Annotated in this window: 20 protein-coding genes; 9 read left to right on the top strand and 11 right to left on the bottom strand. The window is 65.9% G+C overall.

What is annotated here, in order from left to right; translation table 11 throughout:
- Positions 1–113: 113 nt before the first annotated feature.
- The 4 genes from ACFWCF_RS20175 to ACFWCF_RS20160 all read left to right on the top strand — a co-directional run bounded on the left by ACFWCF_RS20175 (position 114) and on the right by ACFWCF_RS20160 (position 4,764).
- Positions 114–1,475, top strand: coding sequence for a hypothetical protein (locus ACFWCF_RS20175; protein ID WP_378565080.1), 1,362 nt, complete (start codon positions 114–116; stop codon positions 1,473–1,475).
- Between the two features lie 57 nt (positions 1,476–1,532).
- Positions 1,533–3,887, top strand: coding sequence for a sulfatase-like hydrolase/transferase (locus ACFWCF_RS20170; RefSeq protein WP_378565077.1), 2,355 nt, complete (start codon positions 1,533–1,535; stop codon positions 3,885–3,887).
- An 89-nt stretch (positions 3,888–3,976) separates the two neighbouring features.
- On the top strand, positions 3,977–4,387 hold the full coding sequence (locus ACFWCF_RS20165) for a transcriptional regulator (protein WP_378565074.1): 411 nt from the start codon (positions 3,977–3,979) through the stop codon (positions 4,385–4,387).
- A complete protein-coding gene (locus tag ACFWCF_RS20160; RefSeq protein WP_378565071.1) occupies positions 4,384–4,764 on the top strand; it encodes a DUF3817 domain-containing protein in 381 nt (126 codons plus the stop codon). Before ACFWCF_RS20165 ends, ACFWCF_RS20160 begins: the two co-directional genes overlap by 4 nt.
- 21 nt (positions 4,765–4,785) lie before the next feature.
- Here ACFWCF_RS20160 and ACFWCF_RS20155 read toward each other — a convergent pair whose 3' ends face one another.
- Genes ACFWCF_RS20155 through ACFWCF_RS20145 form a run of 3 tightly spaced genes read right to left on the bottom strand, consistent with a single transcriptional unit; the run spans position 4,786 to position 8,068 of the window.
- A complete protein-coding gene (locus tag ACFWCF_RS20155) occupies positions 4,786–5,226 on the bottom strand; it encodes a response regulator (protein ID WP_378565068.1) in 441 nt (146 codons plus the stop codon).
- On the bottom strand, positions 5,223–6,872 hold the full coding sequence (locus ACFWCF_RS20150; RefSeq protein WP_378565065.1) for an ATP-binding protein: 1,650 nt from the start codon (positions 6,870–6,872) through the stop codon (positions 5,223–5,225). Before ACFWCF_RS20150 ends, ACFWCF_RS20155 begins: the two co-directional genes overlap by 4 nt.
- A complete protein-coding gene (locus ACFWCF_RS20145; RefSeq protein WP_378565062.1) occupies positions 6,869–8,068 on the bottom strand; it encodes a PP2C family protein-serine/threonine phosphatase in 1,200 nt (399 codons plus the stop codon). Before ACFWCF_RS20145 ends, ACFWCF_RS20150 begins: the two co-directional genes overlap by 4 nt.
- A 234-nt stretch (positions 8,069–8,302) precedes the next feature.
- Between ACFWCF_RS20145 and ACFWCF_RS20140 the strand changes: the two genes are divergently transcribed.
- Together ACFWCF_RS20140 and ACFWCF_RS20135 are read left to right on the top strand one after the other, a co-directional pair.
- Positions 8,303–8,614 (top strand): STAS domain-containing protein, encoded by a 312-nt coding sequence (locus ACFWCF_RS20140; protein ID WP_378565059.1) that lies wholly within the window; start codon positions 8,303–8,305, stop codon positions 8,612–8,614.
- A 30-nt stretch (positions 8,615–8,644) separates the two neighbouring features.
- Positions 8,645–9,076, top strand: coding sequence for an ATP-binding protein (locus ACFWCF_RS20135; protein WP_378565056.1), 432 nt, complete (start codon positions 8,645–8,647; stop codon positions 9,074–9,076).
- Here ACFWCF_RS20135 and ACFWCF_RS20130 read toward each other — a convergent pair whose 3' ends face one another.
- The gene (locus tag ACFWCF_RS20130; protein ID WP_378565053.1) at positions 9,077–10,318 is read right to left on the bottom strand and encodes an oxygenase MpaB family protein; all 1,242 of its coding nucleotides are present in this window, start codon (positions 10,316–10,318) and stop codon (positions 9,077–9,079) included.
- Positions 10,319–10,434: 116 nt separating this feature from the next.
- On the opposite strand from ACFWCF_RS20130, the gene ACFWCF_RS20125 reads away from it, so the two are divergent.
- Entirely contained in the window at positions 10,435–11,004 is a 570-nt protein-coding gene (locus ACFWCF_RS20125; protein ID WP_378565051.1) for a TetR/AcrR family transcriptional regulator, read from the top strand.
- Positions 11,005–11,105: 101 nt separating this feature from the next.
- On the opposite strand, the gene rdgB is transcribed toward ACFWCF_RS20125, so the two are convergent.
- The 7 genes from rdgB to clpS all read right to left on the bottom strand — a co-directional run bounded on the left by rdgB (position 11,106) and on the right by clpS (position 16,176).
- Positions 11,106–11,726, bottom strand: a complete 621-nt coding sequence (gene rdgB / locus ACFWCF_RS20120; protein WP_378565347.1) for an RdgB/HAM1 family non-canonical purine NTP pyrophosphatase — start codon at positions 11,724–11,726, stop codon at positions 11,106–11,108.
- A gap of 1 nt (position 11,727) precedes the next feature.
- Positions 11,728–12,516, bottom strand: a complete 789-nt coding sequence (gene rph / locus ACFWCF_RS20115; RefSeq protein ID WP_378492267.1) for a ribonuclease PH — start codon at positions 12,514–12,516, stop codon at positions 11,728–11,730.
- 47 nt (positions 12,517–12,563) lie between these two features.
- The gene (locus ACFWCF_RS20110; RefSeq protein ID WP_378492266.1) at positions 12,564–13,325 is read right to left on the bottom strand and encodes a cyclic nucleotide-degrading phosphodiesterase; all 762 of its coding nucleotides are present in this window, start codon (positions 13,323–13,325) and stop codon (positions 12,564–12,566) included.
- A 129-nt stretch (positions 13,326–13,454) separates the two neighbouring features.
- Positions 13,455–14,078: a rhomboid family intramembrane serine protease gene (locus tag ACFWCF_RS20105; RefSeq protein ID WP_378565046.1), complete on the bottom strand. Its 624-nt coding sequence runs from the start codon at positions 14,076–14,078 to the stop codon at positions 13,455–13,457.
- Between the two features lie 46 nt (positions 14,079–14,124).
- Complete coding sequence (locus ACFWCF_RS20100; protein ID WP_378565043.1) at positions 14,125–15,222, bottom strand: P1 family peptidase; 1,098 nt, start codon at positions 15,220–15,222, stop codon at positions 14,125–14,127.
- A gap of 14 nt (positions 15,223–15,236) precedes the next feature.
- On the bottom strand, positions 15,237–15,815 hold the full coding sequence (locus ACFWCF_RS20095; protein ID WP_378565041.1) for a DUF2017 domain-containing protein: 579 nt from the start codon (positions 15,813–15,815) through the stop codon (positions 15,237–15,239).
- Between the two features lie 25 nt (positions 15,816–15,840).
- A complete protein-coding gene (gene clpS / locus ACFWCF_RS20090; RefSeq protein ID WP_378565038.1) occupies positions 15,841–16,176 on the bottom strand; it encodes an ATP-dependent Clp protease adapter ClpS in 336 nt (111 codons plus the stop codon).
- 69 nt (positions 16,177–16,245) lie between these two features.
- On the opposite strand from clpS, the gene ACFWCF_RS20085 reads away from it, so the two are divergent.
- Positions 16,246–17,583: a nicotinate phosphoribosyltransferase gene (locus ACFWCF_RS20085; protein ID WP_378565035.1), complete on the top strand. Its 1,338-nt coding sequence runs from the start codon at positions 16,246–16,248 to the stop codon at positions 17,581–17,583.
- Positions 17,584–17,588: 5 nt separating this feature from the next.
- Positions 17,589–18,164 (top strand): isochorismatase family protein, encoded by a 576-nt coding sequence (locus tag ACFWCF_RS20080; protein ID WP_378565032.1) that lies wholly within the window; start codon positions 17,589–17,591, stop codon positions 18,162–18,164.
- Positions 18,165–18,172 lie beyond the last annotated feature (8 nt).

The raw sequence follows: 18,172 nt of genomic DNA, 5'->3' as shown, positions 1-18,172 counted from the left end.
TCGACTTCATCCTCGAGAGGTGAAGCGGATACGGCCGCAGCAGTGGAGCCTCATGAGCATCGGTGCGGTGCCGTCTCCGGCACTCCGGCCGGCACGCGAAGGTAGGCCCCCACATGGCAGAGTCCGACCACTCCCCCGACGATGCTCCGTTGAGCTCCGCCGAGCGCCGTGAACTCGAACGTCTTCGCAGGGAAGTCGCTGAACTGCGCGGCGAAGGCCCCGCCGTACGGCCCGACACCGAGCCGCCGCCGCGAGGACACGCCCTCCGCTGGACCGCGGTGGCCATCCTCCTCGTGCTGGTGGGTTTGCTCGCCGTCAGTTCGGTGCTCGCCCGATATGCACGCAGCGAGATTCTCGACACCGACCGCTACGTGACCATGGTGACGCCGCTCGCCTCCGATCCGGTGATCCAGGGAGCGATCACCGACCGCGTGACCGACGAGATCTTCACGCAGGTCGACATCGCCGGACTCACCGAAGATGCCTTGACCGCCCTGACGGAAGACAGGCCACGGCTGGAGCCGGTGGTCGGGTTGGCACCGGTCATCGCAGGGCAGGCGGAGAACTTCGTGCGCGACACCGTCGGAACGCTGGTGGCCTCCGACCAGTTCGAGACGCTGTGGATCGAGGCGAATCGCACCGCGCACGACAGGCTCGCCGCGGTGTTGACGGGCGACACCCGTGTAGAGGCCATCCAACTCGACGACAGCGGGACGGTGAGCCTGAACCTCGCCCCGATCATCGAGCGGGCCAAGGGACTACTGGTCGAACGAGGATTCGGGTTCGCCGACAACATCCCGGAAATCGACAAACAATTCGTGCTGTTCGAGTCCCCCGAACTCGTCAAGGCACAACGCGCCGTCAACGCGCTCGACAATGCGTCGGGAATCCTTCCGTGGCTGACACTGATCGTGGCGGCAGGTGCGGTCTGGGCTGCCCCGCGCGGCCGCCGACTTCGGCCCCTGGCCGCCGTGGGCGCGACCTTCGTCGTCGCCATGCTGGTGCTCGCGCTCGCGATCATGATCGGCCGGTCGCTGTACCTCGGCAATCTCCCGGCCGAGATCCGCTCGCCGGGTGCGGCGGCCGTGCTGTTCGACGCGGCCGCGACGCCCCTGCGGACGATGTTGCGCGCGGTGCTGGTCACGGGCCTGGTGGTGGCAATCGGTGCCTATCTGATCGGTGGCTCGACGTCGGCGATGGCGGTTCGTCGGGGGTTCGGTTACGGAATGACCAAGCTGAGAAAGCCGGACAGCACCCGGGCTCCGAGCACCGCCGAGGTGTGGCTGGCGCATGCCCGCGTTCCGATCCGGGCGACGATCGTCGCCGTGGCCGTGCTGGTGATCGTGTTCTGGGACTACCCGACCGGAGCAGTCGTCGGGTGGACCGTCGTGATTGCACTGCTCGCACTGCTGCTGCTCGAACTCGTCGTCCGCCCGGTCGTCGCGAGGGCACGGGATCCGATCGACTCGGCCTGACCATCGCAGACCGGTTGTCTCACAATGCACTCCACTCGATGAAGGGATGAATGCAGCATGGCGAAGAGGCGTGAGGTCCTTCCGATTCCCGATCGGCAGCATCTCGGACTGATCACATACGACGCAAAAGATCCGGACACATCCTTCCCTCCGATCGAGCCCCTGCTGCCGCCGGAGGGTGCGCCGAATGTTCTGGTGATCCTGCTCGACGATGTGGGGTTCGGGGCCAGCAGCGCCTTCGGTGGTCCGGTGCACAGCCCGACCGCGGAGCGGCTGCAGCGCAACGGTCTCACCTACAACCGGTTCCACACGACCGCCCTTTGTGCTCCCACCCGTGCCGCTCTCCTCAGCGGACGCAACCACCATTCGGTCGGAATGGGCATGATCACCGAGACCGCGACCGCGGCCCCCGGGTCCTCGGGGTTACGGCCGAACACCAAGGCGGCGTTGGCCATGACCTTGAAACTGAACGGCTATTCGACCGCCCAGTTCGGGAAATGTCACGAAGTTCCGCCGTGGCAGACGTCTCCCGTCGGTCCGTTCGACGCCTGGCCGACCGGAGGCGGCGGATTCGAGCATTTCTACGGATTCATCGGAGGCGAGAACAACCAGTACTATCCGGCGCTGTACGAGGGCATCGTTCCTGTGGAAGCCGACAGGGGCCCCGACGAGGGATACCACCTCACCGAAGACCTCGCCGACCACGCGATCGAGTGGATTCGTACCCAGAAGGCGCTTGCACCGGACAAGCCGTTCTTCGCCTATTTCGCACCTGGCGCGACCCACGCTCCCCATCATGTTCCGCCGGAGTGGGCGGACAAGTACGCCGGCCGGTTCGCCGACGGCTGGGACGCGCAGCGAGAGTCGATTCTCGCCGAACAGAAGCGGCGCGGTGTCGTGCCACCGGACACAGAGCTGAGTGCCCGTCCGGACGCGATCCCGGCGTGGGACGAGATGGACGAGGCACTCACACCGGTGCTGGAACGCCAGATGGAGGTCTACGCGGGCTTCCTCGAGCACACCGACTTCCACATCGGTCGTGTCGTCGACGCACTCGAGGCTCTCGGCGCTCTCGACAACACCCTCGTCTACTACATCATCGGCGACAACGGCGCCTCCGCCGAAGGAACCGTCAACGGGGCGTTCAACGAGATGGCGAACTTCAACGGTCTCGCAGCAATCGAGACGCCGGAGTTCATGGCTGCGATGAAGGAGAAGCTCGGCACACCGGAGGCCTACAACCATTACTCGGTGGGATGGGCGTGGGCGATGTGCTCGCCCTTCCAATGGACCAAGCAGGTCGCGTCCCACTGGGGTGGCACCCGCAACGGCACGATTGTCCACTGGCCCGCCGGGATCCGAAGCAAGGGCGGGGTGCGCTCGCAGTTCACCCACGTCATCGATGTGGCAGCAACGGTGCTCGAAGCGGCCGGATTACCGGAACCGACGTTCGTCAACGGTGTACAGCAATCTCCGCTCGAAGGTCCCAGCATGATGTACACCTTCGACGACCCCGACGCACCGGAACGGCACGACCTCCAATATTTCGAGATGGCGGGCAATCGCGGGATCTACTACAAGGGCTGGAGTGCGGTCACCCGGCACAGCACCCCGTGGCTACCGAACGAAGAACTTCCCGCCCTCGACGATGACGTCTGGGAACTCTACGACGGCACCTCCGACTGGTCACAAGCCCGCGACCTCGCGGACGAGAAGCCCGAGTTGCTGGCGTCCCTTCAACGCCTCTGGTTGATCGAGGCAGTGAAGTACAACGTGCTCCCGATCGACGATCGCCGATTCGAACGGCTCAACGCCACGATCGCTGGTAGGCCTCAGCTGGCGACGGGCCCCAGGCAGGTGCTCTTCCCCGGCATGAAGCGCCTCAGCGAGCACAGCGTCATCGACATCAAGAACCGGTCCTTCTCGGTGACCGCCGCGCTCGAGACTCCGAAGAAAGGCCCGACCGACGGCGTGGTGATAGCGCAGGGCGGTCGATTCGGCGGCTGGGCGCTCTATGTGCGGGAGAACTGCGTGAAGTTCGTCTACAACCTGCTCGGTATGCACGAATTCGTCATCGATGCGACTGAAGACCTCCCTTCGGGGGCGCACCAGATTCGTGCCCGCTTCGACTACGACGGAGGCGGCCTTGCGAAGGGCGGAGACGTCACCCTCTACATCGACGGTCGCAGCGTCGGTGCGGGCCGTGTCGACCGCACTCAGCCGATGATCTTCTCCGCGGACGAGACCACGGACATCGGCGACGATTACGGCATGCCGGTCAGCGACGACTACGTGGGCCACAGCAAGTTCAACGGCCGCATCGATGTGGTGCAGATCGACGTCGGGGACGACGACCACTCCCACCTCATCGACCCCGCAGAAGTCGCCCGGATAGCGACCTCACGACAGTAGAAGGGCCACCTCTCCAGAGCACGTGACCTCGGCCACTGCGCTGAATCGGTCTTGGCAGGTCGGTGCGGTGCTCAGGTACCGTCGATGTCGTGTCCGACTACCGTCCCCCGCGCCGCGTGGCTCTGATCGTGTTGGTGGTCGTCGTCGCGACCGGGTGCCTGGCCCTCGGCTATTGGCAGTGGACACGCTTCGACGCGGTCGGCGGTAACGGCCAGAACCTCGGCTACGCATTTCAATGGCCGGCCTTCGCGTTCTTCTGCGTCTACGCGTACCGACGATTCGTCAAGCTCGAGGCAGAGGAAGCCCAGGCCGACGACCCGGACGGAATCCGAGCGTCGAAGCCGCAGGAACCCATAGAGATTCCCGAGGATCTTCTTCCGAGCCGCCCGCGGGTCGCACTCGACGACGACGCCGGGGCCGACCTCGAGGCGAAGCAGATCCAGGAGTACAACGAGTACCTCGCGCAACTTTCGCGCGGGTCCGATAGGAGCGGTCAGTGAGCACCACCCCCGAGCAGGCGTCCGATCAGGCAGCCGTCGCTCCCCGCAACGTCAGCGATGCCGATCGCAAGAAGATCGGCTCCGCTCTGTTGCGGTACCGCGTTCTCGCGTACGCCACCGGTGTCTGGCTGCTCGTCCTCACCGCAGAGATGATCGCGAAGTACATCATCGGCATCGAGAACCTGCCGTCGTGGATCGCGATCGTGCACGGCTGGGTGTACGCGGTCTACCTCGTGCTCACCTTCGACCTGTCGATCAAGGTGCGCTGGCCGGTCTCGCGCACCATCGGAACCTTGCTCGCCGGCACCGTCCCGTTCCTGTCGTTCTACGTCGAGCACCAGCGGACCAAGCAGGTCAAGGCCGACTTCGGGGTCTGATCCGCGTCCCTCTGCCCGTACTCAACGCGTCGGCAGCCGGACCACCTGCACGAAGAACTCGTCGATCTGCTTGACGGCCCTGATGAATTGGTCGAGGTCGACGGGCTTCGTGACATACGCGTTTGCGTGCAACCGGTAGCTGCGCAGGATGTCTTCCTCCGCCGACGAGGTGGTGAGTACGACCACCGGGATAGGCGCGAGGTCGGCGTCGGATTTGATCTTCTCGAGCACCTGACGGCCGTCGTACTTGGGCAGGTTGAGGTCGAGCAGGATCAGGTCAGGTTTGGGCGCGTCGACATGAGCACCTCGCCGGTAGAGGAAGTCGAGTGCTTCCTCGCCGTCACGAACAACATGCAGGGCGTTTCCGATCTTGTTGTCTTCGAAGGCTTCGCGCGTCATCAATTCGTCGCCGGGGTCGTCTTCCACCAGCAGAACATCGATCGGCTGACCGGTCGGGGTCATGGCATTGCTCCTTCGAGAGCCGTATCGGACGCGGGCTCGTCGCCCGCCACCGGAATCGTAAAGCAGAAGCGACTGCCGCCTGTATACGCCAGGTCGATCCAGATCTCGCCGCCGTGATACTCGACGATCTTGCGGCAGATGGCAAGGCCGATTCCGGTACCGCTGTATGTATCGCGGCTGTGCAGCCGCTGGAAGATCACGAACACCTTCTCCGCGAACTCTTCGGGGATGCCGATTCCGTGGTCGGTCACGCAGAACTGCCACCGCGCGTCGTCGCCTGCCCCCACCTGCTCGCAGTCGATACGTACCACCGGTGCCCGATCGGGATGCTGGAACTTGATTGCATTGCCCAGGAGGTTCTGCCACAACATCACCAGCAGCGTGGGGTCGCCCACGATTTCGGGGAGCGATTCGGGACGTTCGATCGATACGTCGGAATCATCGATGGCCTGCGCGAGGTTGGCGAGAGCCGAATCGAGCGGCCGATCGAGTGCTATGTGCACGTGTGCGTCGCTCACTCGACCCACGCGAGAGAAGGTGAGCAGATCGTTGATGAGGACCTGCATCCGCTTCGCGCCGTCCACTGCGAATTCGATGTACTGGTGTCCTCGCTCGTCGAGTTGGTCGCCGTACCGCTTCTCGAGGAGCTGACAGAACGACGCGACCTTGCGCAGAGGCTCCTGCAGGTCGTGCGACGCGACGTAGGCGAACTGCTCGAGTTCGGCGTTGGACCGGCGCAGATCGACGGCTTGGCTCTCCACTTGATCGTGGCGTTCCCGCGACAGGTTGAGCTCTTCGGCGATGCGCGCCCGCATGCCATCTACATCGACGGCCAGAGCCCGGATGTCGGCGGGCCCTTCGGTACTGATCTGCTGGTCGAAGCGTCCACTGGCGACGGTGCGCGTCTCCTCCCGCAATGTGGTCAGGGGACGTACGACCAGGATCTGCACGAGCACGGCGACGCCCACGCCGCTGAGCAGGAACACGGCGACCAGCGATGCGAGTACGCGGTCCCGCATGCCTCGTACGTCGTCCAGTTCGGCCACGCCGTCCAAGCGCGCCTGGGACAGGTCCGCGTTCTGGATGACGAACAACTCTTGGAGTCGTTCGAAGGCTGCCCTCCCCTCCTCCACCATCGCCACGTCCGCGGGCTGTGGCTCTCCGGGAACGACGGCGTTCACGAGGGGAAGCGTGTATACCCTGCGCCATTCGTTCGCGGCCTGTTCGATGGCGTCGAGGTCGGCGAGGAGTTGCTCGGTGCCGCCGAGGAGTCCCTCGCCTCGGAGCAGAACACGGAGTTCCTCTGCGGCCTCCTGCTCGGCCGCGCGACCCTCCTCATAGGGTTCGAGGAACTGCGGGTCGGCCGCGATGATGTAGCCGAGCGCTCCCGTTTCTTGGCTTCCGAGGCCACTTTGCATTCGGTGGGCTTCTACTCGGGCCGGTTGGATTACATCCCGTAGGTAGTTGGACACTTCCGTGGTGCGTGTCAGAAAGTGGCTGCCGACAATCGTTCCGACCACCACGAGCACGCCCATGAAGCCCAACATGAGCAGGATCCAGCCTTGCACGGTGACCCTCGAGCGTCGTCTCTCACCGCGAGCGTCCGCGGTTCGCTGGGGGCTGTCGGGGCCGATCGGTTCCGTCATACAGTTCGGATCGCTTTCCTGTTCCATCGCACATGGACGACTGCGACGTCGTCGGACAGTCCGCCGTGCGCGTCGGCGAGTTCTTCGGCCCCTTGGATGAGCATGTCGATGAAGTCGGCGGGCTCGAGACCGATACCCCGGCGCGCCAACTCCAGCAGTCCACCTTCGCCGAGTCGCTCGTGTCCGGAGCCGGTATGTCCTTCGAACAGTCCGTCGGTGAACAGCGTGACGGCTGCTCCTTCGGGTAGCTCCAGGTGGTGCACGGGCCAGGTTGCAACTCCGGGCATGAGACCCAACGCGGGTCCGCCCGGAGCCTCGACCCACTCCACTTCGTTCTCGCTGCGCAGAAGCAGGCCGGGGTGGCCCGCTCGCATAATCGAGACGGTTCGGCGATCGGGCGCCATGGCCAGGACGGTCACGGTCGCGAAGATTCGGTCGGCCGCACGCTCGGCAACGAGGATCTCTTCGAGCTTGGCTGTTTGGAGTTCACCGAAGATTCCTGCGAGGACGAGCGTGCGCCACGCGATGCGCAGAGCCACTCCGAGTGCGGCTTCGTCGGGCCCGTGCCCGGAGACGTCGCCGACGAGGACGTGGACGGTGCCGTCGCCGGACTGCACCACATCGTAGAAGTCCCCTCCGAGCAGGGCAGAGGTACGCCCGGGGCGGTAGCGGGCCACCACGTCGAAGTCGTCCATGTCGAGGAGCGGCGACGGTAGCAGGCCACGTTCGAGCCGGGCGTTCTCCTGGGCGCGGAGCTGACTGACCTGGAGCGCTGCGGCGTTCTGTTCCGCTTGCTTGCGTTGGATTGCGTAGCGAACAGCGCGACTGAACAGGTCCGGTTCTACCCGGCCTTTCACGAGGTAGTCCTGGGCGCCGACTGCGACGGCGGCGAGTCCGGTCTGCTCCTCCGCCATGCCGGTGAGCACGACGATCGGCACGTTCTCGGCGTATTCCTGTACCCGCGCGACGGCTTCGAGACCGTGCGAATCGGGCAGGTGGAGGTCGAGCAGCACACAATCAGGCGCGGTGTTGGCCAGCGCGTCGCGTGCATCTGCGAGCGATTGCACCCACACGACCTTCATTTCCGGGACGCTGTCGGCGACGAGTTCTTCGACAAGCAGCGCGTCGCCGGGATCGTCTTCGATCAACAACAGCAACGGCGCATGCGCCACTTCCCCCAGTCGATGCGCATCCACGGCGGTCGTCCTTCCCTGCTCACGGCGGCCCCCGGGAAATCGGCATTTCGCGCCGATACCCTCGCGGAACAATACCCACAGGTGTGATTGCGTGCGTAGTCCGACACCATCACAGCCCCACGCTCGCATCCTTCGGAGTGTTCTTGCATGATGGGCACTGTGAATGAGCGATCAACGGAACATCCCCACATGGGCATGTCGGCGACACAGTCCGGGTCTGTCACGGTGTTGTCCGTGAGCGGAGACGTCGATCTGTCCAGTGCGCCACTGCTGGAAGAGCACGCGCTCGGTCTACTCAGCGACAACCCGTCCGGCTTGATCGTCGATCTGACCGATGTGAATTTTCTCGCGTCGATGGGTATGGCGTTGCTTGTGGAGTTGTCGAAGCGCGCAGCAGGCAGTGTCGAGTTCGCAGTGGTGGCACACGGAAACGCCACCGCACGGCCGCTCGAACTCCTCGGACTGGGAGAGGTTCTTGCCATCCATCCACGACTCGACGACGCGCTCTCTGCGTTGAGCGGCGACCCGGCGCCCCCGCCGGAATAACGCTGTCCGTCTCGACGAACAGAGGGAACTATGCCGACTCACCCATCAGGTGCAGCGTCGTTCGCGTCCGGTGGAATCTATTTCCACGGGGTGCGTGCGGATCCGACCGATATTGCCGGTGTCCGCCGCTCGATGCAGCAGTGGCTGGGCAATCTCGATCTCGGGCCCGAGCACGAGCAGGACGTGGTGCTGGCAAGCTACGAGGCCTTGGCGAATGCGGTCGAACATGCCTACGCCGCGGATGACCCGTCGGCGACGGTGGACCTCGAGGCCGTCTACCGTCCCCGCGACCGTCACCTCGAGGTGACGGTCGCGGATCACGGCAGGTGGCGCGACGCCGTGGAGCAGACCGGATACGGGTCCCGCGGGCACGGGCTCACTCTGATGCGCAGTCTCTCGACGGAAATGGTCGTGACGCCGAGTGTCGATGGCACGCATGTAGCCATGCGCTGGTCGCTCTGATCAGACCTCGAGCTTGCCGACGTCGGCACGATCCCCGCCGAACTTCAGCTTCAATTCCCGGCGTGCGGCCCGGTCGCCGAGGTATTCGAGGAAGCGTCGTCCCTCCGCTGTTCGCTTGATCAGCTTCGATTTGACGATGTTCGTCACCACGACGGGCGCCACCGCCACCGGCGGGATCGCGGGCAGCCCGAGATCCTTCAGGCCCTTTGTGCCGAGGAAGTACCGCAGCATGCTGAGCAGACGCAGTCGCTCGTAGCGTCCGATCAGGCCCGAGAACTTTCCGTAGTAGAGAGTGCGCTGACCGTCGACGAGTGCGCGCGAGAGGGCAGCGCCCGCGGGTGTGACGTCGTCCTGTACCAGCACCACGTGATAGTTGAATCGGTGTTGCTCGCGTTCCGTGTCGAACAGGAAGTCGTCGTCGACGCCCATGAGCCATCCGACGTACTTCCACATGTGCATGATCGCGCGGGATTCTTCGCGGGTCACGAAGTAGCCGAGGGCGCGCGCGCCGATCAGTAGCGTGCCGTTGAACAGCCCGAGTGTTCCGGCCTGATCGGTCTGGTTGATGGGTAGCCCCCAGTGCGCGACGTCCCAGCGGCCGTTCGTCTCGAACTGGCGGTTGACGAGGGCGTGCATGGCACGCACGTGCACGGTGAGTTTGAATCCGTCGCCGTCACGGCGCATGGCGCCCGGCTCCCCCACTGCCGTTCCCCACTTCTGGGTTTCGCCGAGGCGGCGCATCGCGGTGGCTCCGGTCAGGCCCCCGGTTTCGACCAGGAGGTCGGGTGGACCACCGAATCTGTAGCCGCCGATGAGCGCGAGCTGCAGCAGCACGTCGTTGCGAGTGCGTCCCATCCGGCGGAATGCGCGTGCACCCTTCTCGAGGAGCTCCCAGTCCACCCAGTCGGGGACGTGCTCGACGTGGGCGAAGAATGTGCGGAGTGCCTCGGGAGCGTCCGGAAGGGTGTCGGCCCCGTGCTCGAGCGCCTGATGGAACTGCCGCATGGTGACGCGCGCGGGGTCGTCGCGGTCGAGGCGCATGGCCTGCACGAGGGCGGCACCCACCTCGTCGCGGGCATACATGCGCCGACCGATCCGATCGAGCAGGTCGTTGTCGACTTCACGGACCTTCCCGAAGTACACCAGAGGCTTGCCGATGGCTTCATTACGAGGCCGGTTGCCCTCGTAGCGGCTCGGGTACGGGGACGCGCCGAGGTCCCGGTCCAGCTCCTGTGTCGTCATGTGGTTATGCTCACACGAGTGATTACTCGCGTTCAATTCGCATGTCGGCCTTCCCGATGACCTCGTCGGAACGACGTCGGACCCGACGCGCACCGCAGCAGAATCGCTCGCGTGCGATGGTCGAGCGCATTGTCGACGCAGGCCGCGCTGTACTGCTCGAACGCGGCTACGACGGTGCGTCTACGAACCGGATCGCAGAGAAGGCACGGATCAGCCCCGGGTCGTTGTATCAGTACTTCCCGAACAAGGACGCGATCGTCGCCGAGGTCGTCGATCGGTGGACCTCGGAGCTGCACACTCGCATTTCACGCGTGTTCACGAAGGCATTGGAAGGACCCGCGGCAGACCTCTCTGTGCGCGAAACGCTGCTCGAGCTTTTGGACGCGCTCGGCGAGAATCCGCGATTGCTCCGCGTGCTGATCGAAGAACTGCCCAAAGATCCCGACAGCCGTCTCTCCGACTTCGAGAAGCGCATCGACGCGCTGCTCGGCATGTGGCTGCGGTTCCACCTCACGGATCGTGGTGGACGCCCGGTCGACGCGATCGCGTGGATACTCGTGCGCACCGTCGAGAACGTCGCGGTGTCCTACGTTCTCGAACAGCCGGACATCACCCGGGAGCAAGTGGCCGACGAACTCACCTCGATGGTCACGGCATATCTGCGTGAGATGGCGTCCCTCGGGTAGCTGCTCGTCGTCGAACTCGCGTTACCGCGAAGCAAGAAGACAGACACACTGCGTCGGCGCCGTGTGTCTGTCTTCTGCGTTCGCGTACTGCTGTTTACTGGTCAGCTGCCCGCGAATGCGGCGAGAGTAGGTACCAGCTGAGCGAGCGCGCGGCCCCGATGGGACGCGGCGTCCTTCTCCTCGGCGCTGAGCTCAGCGGCGGTGCGCTCCTCCCCTTCGGGCACGAAGATCGGGTCGTAACCGAACCCGTTCGCACCTCGTGGAGCACGCGCGATCGCACCGCGCCACTCGCCGCGCACCACCGTCACATCGATGGTGTCGCCGTCTGGAACGGCGAAGGCGCAAGCCGATACGAACGCGGCGCCGCGACGGTCGTCCGGCACATCACCCAGTTGGGCGAGTACCAGTGCCGTGTTCGCACCGTCGTCGCCGTGGGTGCCGCTCCACCTCGCCGACAACACACCGGGCATCCCGCGCAGGGCGTCGATCTCGAGTCCGGAATCGTCTGCAATGCAGGCCATCCCGGTCGCAACTGCACCGTCGCGTGCCTTCGCTGCCGCGTTCTCCTCGAACGTCGCACCTGTTTCTGGTGCCTCCGGGTACGGCGGGACGGTATCGAGACCGACCAGCTCGATCCCGGCGATCCCCGCACTGTCGAGTACCCGCTGCAACTCCCGGAGTTTCTTCGCATTCCGGCTTGCCACGAGCACCCGCGCGCCCATGTCAGGCACCGAACTTCTTCTTCGCAGGCGCTGCTACTACGGGTTGGGGCAGGACGCCGGGGTACGGCAGTTCGAGGGCCTCACGCTGGATGCGGCACAGGTCCTCGATCCCGCCGAACGCCGAGTCGAGCAGCTTGTCGAGGGTCGAACGCGGGAACGTGGCGCCTTCGCCGGTGCCCTGGATCTCGACGAGGGTGCCTGTGTCGGTGGCGATGACGTTCATGTCGACCTCGGCGCGCGAATCCTCCTCGTACGGGAGATCGAGCCGGACGCGGCCGTCGACGACGCCGACGCTGATGGCCGCGATCTGGCACGAGAGCGGTTGCGGATCGGCGAGGCGACCTGCGGCGCGGAGCCAGGTGACCGCGTCGGCGAGCGCCACATAGGCACCGGTGATGGCCGCGGTACGGGTTCCGCCGTCGGCCTGGATGACATCGCAGTCGAGGGCGATGGTGTTCTCGCCGATGGCGGCGAGGTCGATGCACGCGCGCAGGGAACGGCCTACGAGTCGGCTGATCTCCTGGGTACGGCCGCCGACCCTGCCCTTGACGGATTCGCGTCCGCTGCGGGTGTGGGTGGCGGCAGGCAGCATCGCGTATTCGGCGGTGAGCCAGCCCAGGCCCGATCCTCGACGCCACCGCGGCACGCCTTCTTCGACGCTCGCGGTGCACATCACGCGGGTCTGCCCGAATTCGACGAGAACCGATCCCGCGGGGTGGCTGGTGAACCCTCGGGTGATCTTGATGTCGCGGAGTTGGTCGTCTTCCCTACCGTCTGCTCGTGTCGTCACCCGAACGAGCCTAGGGGATGCCTCGCGGACGGACTCGGACGACCGACTCAGATGCGGTAGACGTCGCCCGAGGTCACTGCGTGGACGGGACCGTGGAACTCGGCCTTCGCCTCAGCGATGACGTCTTCGCGCGACGTCCAGGGTGGAATGTGGGTGAGCAACAGTTCACCGACGCCGGCGCGGGCGGCGACCTGTCCTGCTTCGGTGCCCGACAGGTGAATGCCGTCGGGCCGCATCCCCGGCGCGTGGGTCCACGATGCCTCGGACAGCAGGACGTCGGCTCCGCGTGCAAGCTCGACCACCTGATCGCACATCCCGGTGTCGCCCGTGTAGACGATCGTGCGGCCGGAGTCGCTCGTGATGCGGAATCCGTAGGCCTCGGGGGGATGGTTGACCTTCGTGGGCCTGATGGTGAGTGCACCGAAGCGGAAGGTTCCGCCGTCGCTCAGCGGCCGGACGTCGAGGGTGTCGGAGACGTCGTCGATCTCGCCTGCCACCTCGGCCGATGCGACACCGAGACGCTGCGCGGTACCGGCAGGGCCGTAGACAGGAATCCGCCCGGTGGGGGCGTTCGGGGAGTAGCGGCGCCACACGAGCAGACCGGGTATGTCGAGACAGTGGTCGGCGTGGAGATGCGACAGCAGCACGGACACTTCGCCGGGATCGGCGTGGCGTTGCAGAGCTCCGAGTACTCCCGGACCGAAGTCGATGACCAGCGGCGGGGTATCGGGCGCGGTGAGCAGATACCCGGATGCGGGAGAATCCGGCCCGGCCACACTGCCCGAGCACCCCAGAACGGTCATGCGCATAAGGGCCATGCTGCCATGCCGAAGGTCCTCGATGAAGTCAACACCCGTTTTCGTGGTGGACTCACAGTTACAACAATTCTGTGACGTACGGATCGGCACCCGGTGCGTACGTGACGCCGGTCGCTGGGTTCAGCGCAGCGGATCCGCTGCTTTCACCGCCCGCGCGCGGCGCGCATCGGACGAGAGCAGCCAGGCTGCGACGACACCACCGATCGCCCCGAAGAGGTGTCCCTGCCACGACACGAACGGGTCGCTGGGGAGCACGCCCCACAGCATTCCGCCGTAGAAGAACAGCACGACGAGTCCGAGCACGATCTGCCCGCCCTTACGCGTGAAGATCCCGCGGATGATCAGGTACGTCAGCCAGCCGAAGATGAGCGACGATGCACCGATGTGGTTGTCACCTGATCCGGCGAACAGCCAGGTCCCGACCCCTGCGACGACCCAGATGACGGCGGTCGCCACGAGGCCGCGGGTGATGCCGGACGACAGCAGGACCAGAAAGCCCAGGATGAGCGCAGGCACTGTGTTGGCGGTGAGGTGCGTCCACTCGCCGTGCAGGATGGGTGCGAACAGGATTCCCCACAGGCCGTCGCCGGTACGCGGTTCGATTCCGGCGTTCTCGAAGTTCGCGGGCAGGATCCGATCCACGATCTCGACGACGTAGAGGAAGGCGACGAAGCCGCCGATCCACATTCCGGAACGCAGCCAGGTGGGCCGTTCGGTCGGCGTTGTACCTGTCGGGATGGTCATACGCCCATTGTGACGTCTGTCCGGAGGACGCGTGGGTCTGTCGTGGTCAGAGGACCCGAGCAGACGGGAAGGTGTCGAAGTAGGACGGGATTCCCGCGACGGACTCGGCAGAGAGCACCGCGTCGACGATGGCGCGTTCGACGGCGTCGGCCGCGGCTACGCACAGGGCCGCGAGTACCGGCAGGTCCGGCGGGAATGCGTCGGGTACACCCTCCGGTACGGCGAGTTCGGCGGTGCCGGTGGACAGGGCGAAGAGCGTGTCGCCGTCGAGGGGTGAGTGTGCGGGTCGGATCGCGCGTGCCAATCCGTCGTGGCTGGCCACGGCGACCCGGCGACACCCGGCTTTCGACAGGGGGGCATCGGTCGCGATGACGCCGATGGTCGTGTTCAGCACGGTGCCCTTGTCCCCGACTGCGTTGGCGGCGGCGAGTTCCTCGGCGTCCGGAGCCGCGAGACCGAGATCGGCTGCGCGAGCCGTGGTCGTGCCCCACAGCAACCCGGTGCGGGGGTCGAAGACCGAACCGACGGGATTGGCCACGACCAGCGCGGCGACGGTGGTGCCTGCTGCCGGCCCCTCCGTCAGGCGGATACTCGCGGTGCCGATTCCCCCTTTGAGGACGCCTGCGCGGGCTGCGGTACCGGCGCCGACGGACCCTCGCGGCAGTGCTGTGTCGGTGGCCGCTGCCACGGCCGCGTATCCGCTGTCGGCGGTGGGCCGGGTGTGCCACTGCCCGACGGGCAGATCGAAGATCACCGCACCGGGCACGATCGGCACCACGGCGCCGGGCGCGCCCATCGGGATGCCGCGGCCCCGTTCTTCGAGATAGCGCATGACGCCGTCGGCGGCAGCCAGACCGAAGGCGCTTCCCCCGGCGAGTAGAACGGCATCGATGTGCCGGACCGAGTGGCTCGGATCGAGCAGGTCGGTTTCGCGGGTGCCCGGTCCGCCTCCGCGCACGTCGACCGCCCCGATGGTGGGTCGGTCGGCGACGATCACGGTGCAGCCGGTGGCGTCCCCGGTGCCGGGTTGTTCACCGGCGACGGTGACGTGGTCGTCGAGTTGCTGCCAGTGGCCGACACGCAGACCCGCCACGTCGAGCAGGGAATCCGTGGGGCCGGGTGTCACGGCAGCATCGGATGTCACCGCAGCATCGGACGTCACGGCAGCAGCGCCTGGACGAGCGAGTCCTGCATCCAGGTCAACCAGTGGTAGACGTCGAGGTGCGGTGCGCGGGGATCGTCGTCGTCGAGACTTTCGGGGGTGTCGGCATCGATGCCGAGGGTGGTGCCGAGCGCGAGCCGCACGTCGTTGAGCCCGTACAGCCAGGCCTCGGCCTGTTCCGGGTTGAGCACCACTTTGCCGCCGTCCTCGGGCACGGTCCGCAGGATGACCGCACCGGCAGCGAGTTTCGCGTCGATGATGCTCGGTTCGTGCAGGCTGCGCAGCGCGCCGTTGAGGTCGCCGGCCTCGTCGTCGGGGTTGACGTTCGTGTCCGCGTCGGGTCGGTGGAAATCGGGAAGCAATCGTTCGAGGGCGGGAATCTCGGGTGGGGTCGAGTTACCGGTGCGAAGCCCGGTGAGTTCGGCGAGATCGTCCTGGGGTGCCTGCGCGGTACGGTCTTCCAGCATTCCGAGCACCGACGCGACGAGGGAGCGCAGGACGGAGGCCTCGTGGCCGTCCATCTCGGAGCGAAGTTTGGGGCCGCTCAGCGAGTTCTTCCGGGTCCACTGCCGCACGTCGGTCGGATCCTCCTGTAGGCACTTATTCGTCCCGTTGCATCGTGGCCCACAGCCCTGCGGCATGTAGACGCTGCACATCGTGTTCCATCTTGTCACGGGACCCGCTCGACACAACGGCTCTGCCTTCGTTGTGCACCTCGAGCATGAGTTCGGTCGCCTTGGCCTTGCTGTATCCGAACAGCTTCTGGAAGATGAACGTCACGTAGTGCATGAGGTTGACGGGGTCGTCCCACACGACGGTCACCCAAGGCCGGTCGACCGCCTCGACCTCTTCGACGACTTCCGCTTCGGCAGGCATGGCCTGGCCCGCGGTGATCACGTGGACGTCGAGGGTGGTTGTCCTGGAGCACGGCGCCATGGGTCCAGGGTACGGCGTTCTCGTCACTCGAAAAACCCGCCGCCGTGATGCTCGTTCTAGAGTGAGCGAATGGCTGTCACATCCGCCGGTACAAAGCCGGTGAGCACCGCACTGTTCACGGACAAATACGAACTGACGATGCTCGAAGCCGCGCTGGCCGACGGCTCCGGCGCTCGCACCTGTGTGTTCGAAATGTTCGCCCGCAAGCTTCCGGCGGGCCGCCGGTACGGGGTGGTCGCCGGAACCGGCCGTCTGCTCGACGCGCTTCCGGCGTTCCGCTTCGGCGATGCAGAACTCGCCGTGGCCGCCGAATTCCTCGAATCCTCGACGGTCGAGTGGTTGCGCAACTTCCGATTCAGCGGCGACATCGACGGCTACCGCGAGGGCGACTTCTACTTCCCCGGTTCACCGGTTCTGTCCGTCCACGGCACGTTCGCCGAATGCGTCCTGATCGAGACGCTGGCCCTGTCGATCTTCAATCACGACAGCGCTATCGCGTCCGCCGCCGCGCGCATGGTGAGCGTCGCCGACGGACGCACCCTGATCGAGATGGGCTCGCGCCGCGCGCACGAAGAAGCAGCGGTGGCCGCGGCCCGTGCGGCGTACCTCGCGGGATTCGACTCGACGTCGAACCTGGAGGCAGCGCGACGCCACGGGGTTCCCGCCGCAGGGACCGCCGCACACGCGTTCACCCTGTTGCACACCACTGCGCACGGCCGCGACGAGGCGTCGGCGTTCCGCAGTCAGATCGAGTCACTCGGTGTCGGCACGACGCTGCTCGTGGACACCTACGACATCACCCAGGGCGTGGCCACAGCCATCGAGGTGGCAGGGCCCGAGCTCGGTGGCGTCCGGATCGACTCCGGCGACCTCGGGGTTCTCGCACGTCAGGTGCGCAGGCAACTCGATGATCTCGGTGCTCGGCGGACGAAGATCGTGATGTCCGGTGACCTCGATGAATACGCGATCGCAGGTCTGCGTGCCGAACCGGTCGACGCGTACGGGGTCGGGACCTCGGTGGTCACGGGTTCCGGTGCACCGACCGCAGGCATGGTCTACAAGCTCGTCGAGGTCGACGGCATTCCGGTAGAGAAGCGCAGCATGGCCAAGGAGTCGCGCGGGGGTGCGAAGCGCGCGGTGCGGTACGCGCGAGGCACGGGCACCCTCGTCGAGGAGGTCGTCTACCCCGCGCACCTGGAGGTGCCGAAGGGGGAAGGTCGGACGACGACGGACCTTGTGGTCCCGCTGGTGCGCGGTGGCGAGCCGGTCCCCGGTCTCCCTACGCTGGAGGACAGCAGGGAGTACCTGAAGAAGTCGATGGTGAGTCTGCCGTGGGAAGGGCTGACGGTATCGGCCGGCGATCCGGCGATACCCACCCGTTTCGTCACTGCAGCGGATCAGAGGTGAAGGCGATGCGAGCGCTGTTGGTGGTGGATGTACAGAACGATTTCTGCGAGGGCGGCGCTCTCGCGGTGACCGGTGGCAGCTCGGTTGCCGCCGCCGTGACGCGTTTCCTCGCCGAGAGCGGCGAGGACTATACCCATGTGGTCGCGACTCGCGACCACCACGTCGATCCGGGTGAGCACTTCTCGGACGATCCCGACTTCGTCGATACGTGGCCGCCGCACTGTCGCGCCGACTCCGCCGGGGCCCGATTCCATCCGGATCTGGATATGTCGCGGGTCGACGCGGTGTTCTCGAAGGGCGCCTACGAGGCCGCCTATTCCGGTTTCGAAGGAGTCGACGAGTCCGGACGTTCCCTCACGCAGTGGCTCCGCGAGCGCGATGTGACTGAAGTCGACGTGGTCGGGATCGCCACCGACCACTGTGTGCGCGCGACCGCGTTGGACGCCGTCGAGGCGGGCTTCCGGACGCGGGTACTCCTCCAGTACACGGCCGGCGTCGCCGACGCGACCGTCGAGGCAGCCCTCGATCAGATGCGCAGTTCAGGTGTTCACCTGGTCGAACGGGTCGGCGCCGAAACCTGACGGTGGGT

Origin of the sequence: Rhodococcus sp. NPDC060090 (assembly GCF_042729855.1) — a bacterium.
GTDB lineage: Bacteria > Actinomycetota > Actinomycetes > Mycobacteriales > Mycobacteriaceae > Rhodococcus.
Note: the sequence above shows the minus strand (reverse complement) of the source record. Positions and strands in the feature narration are given on the sequence as shown.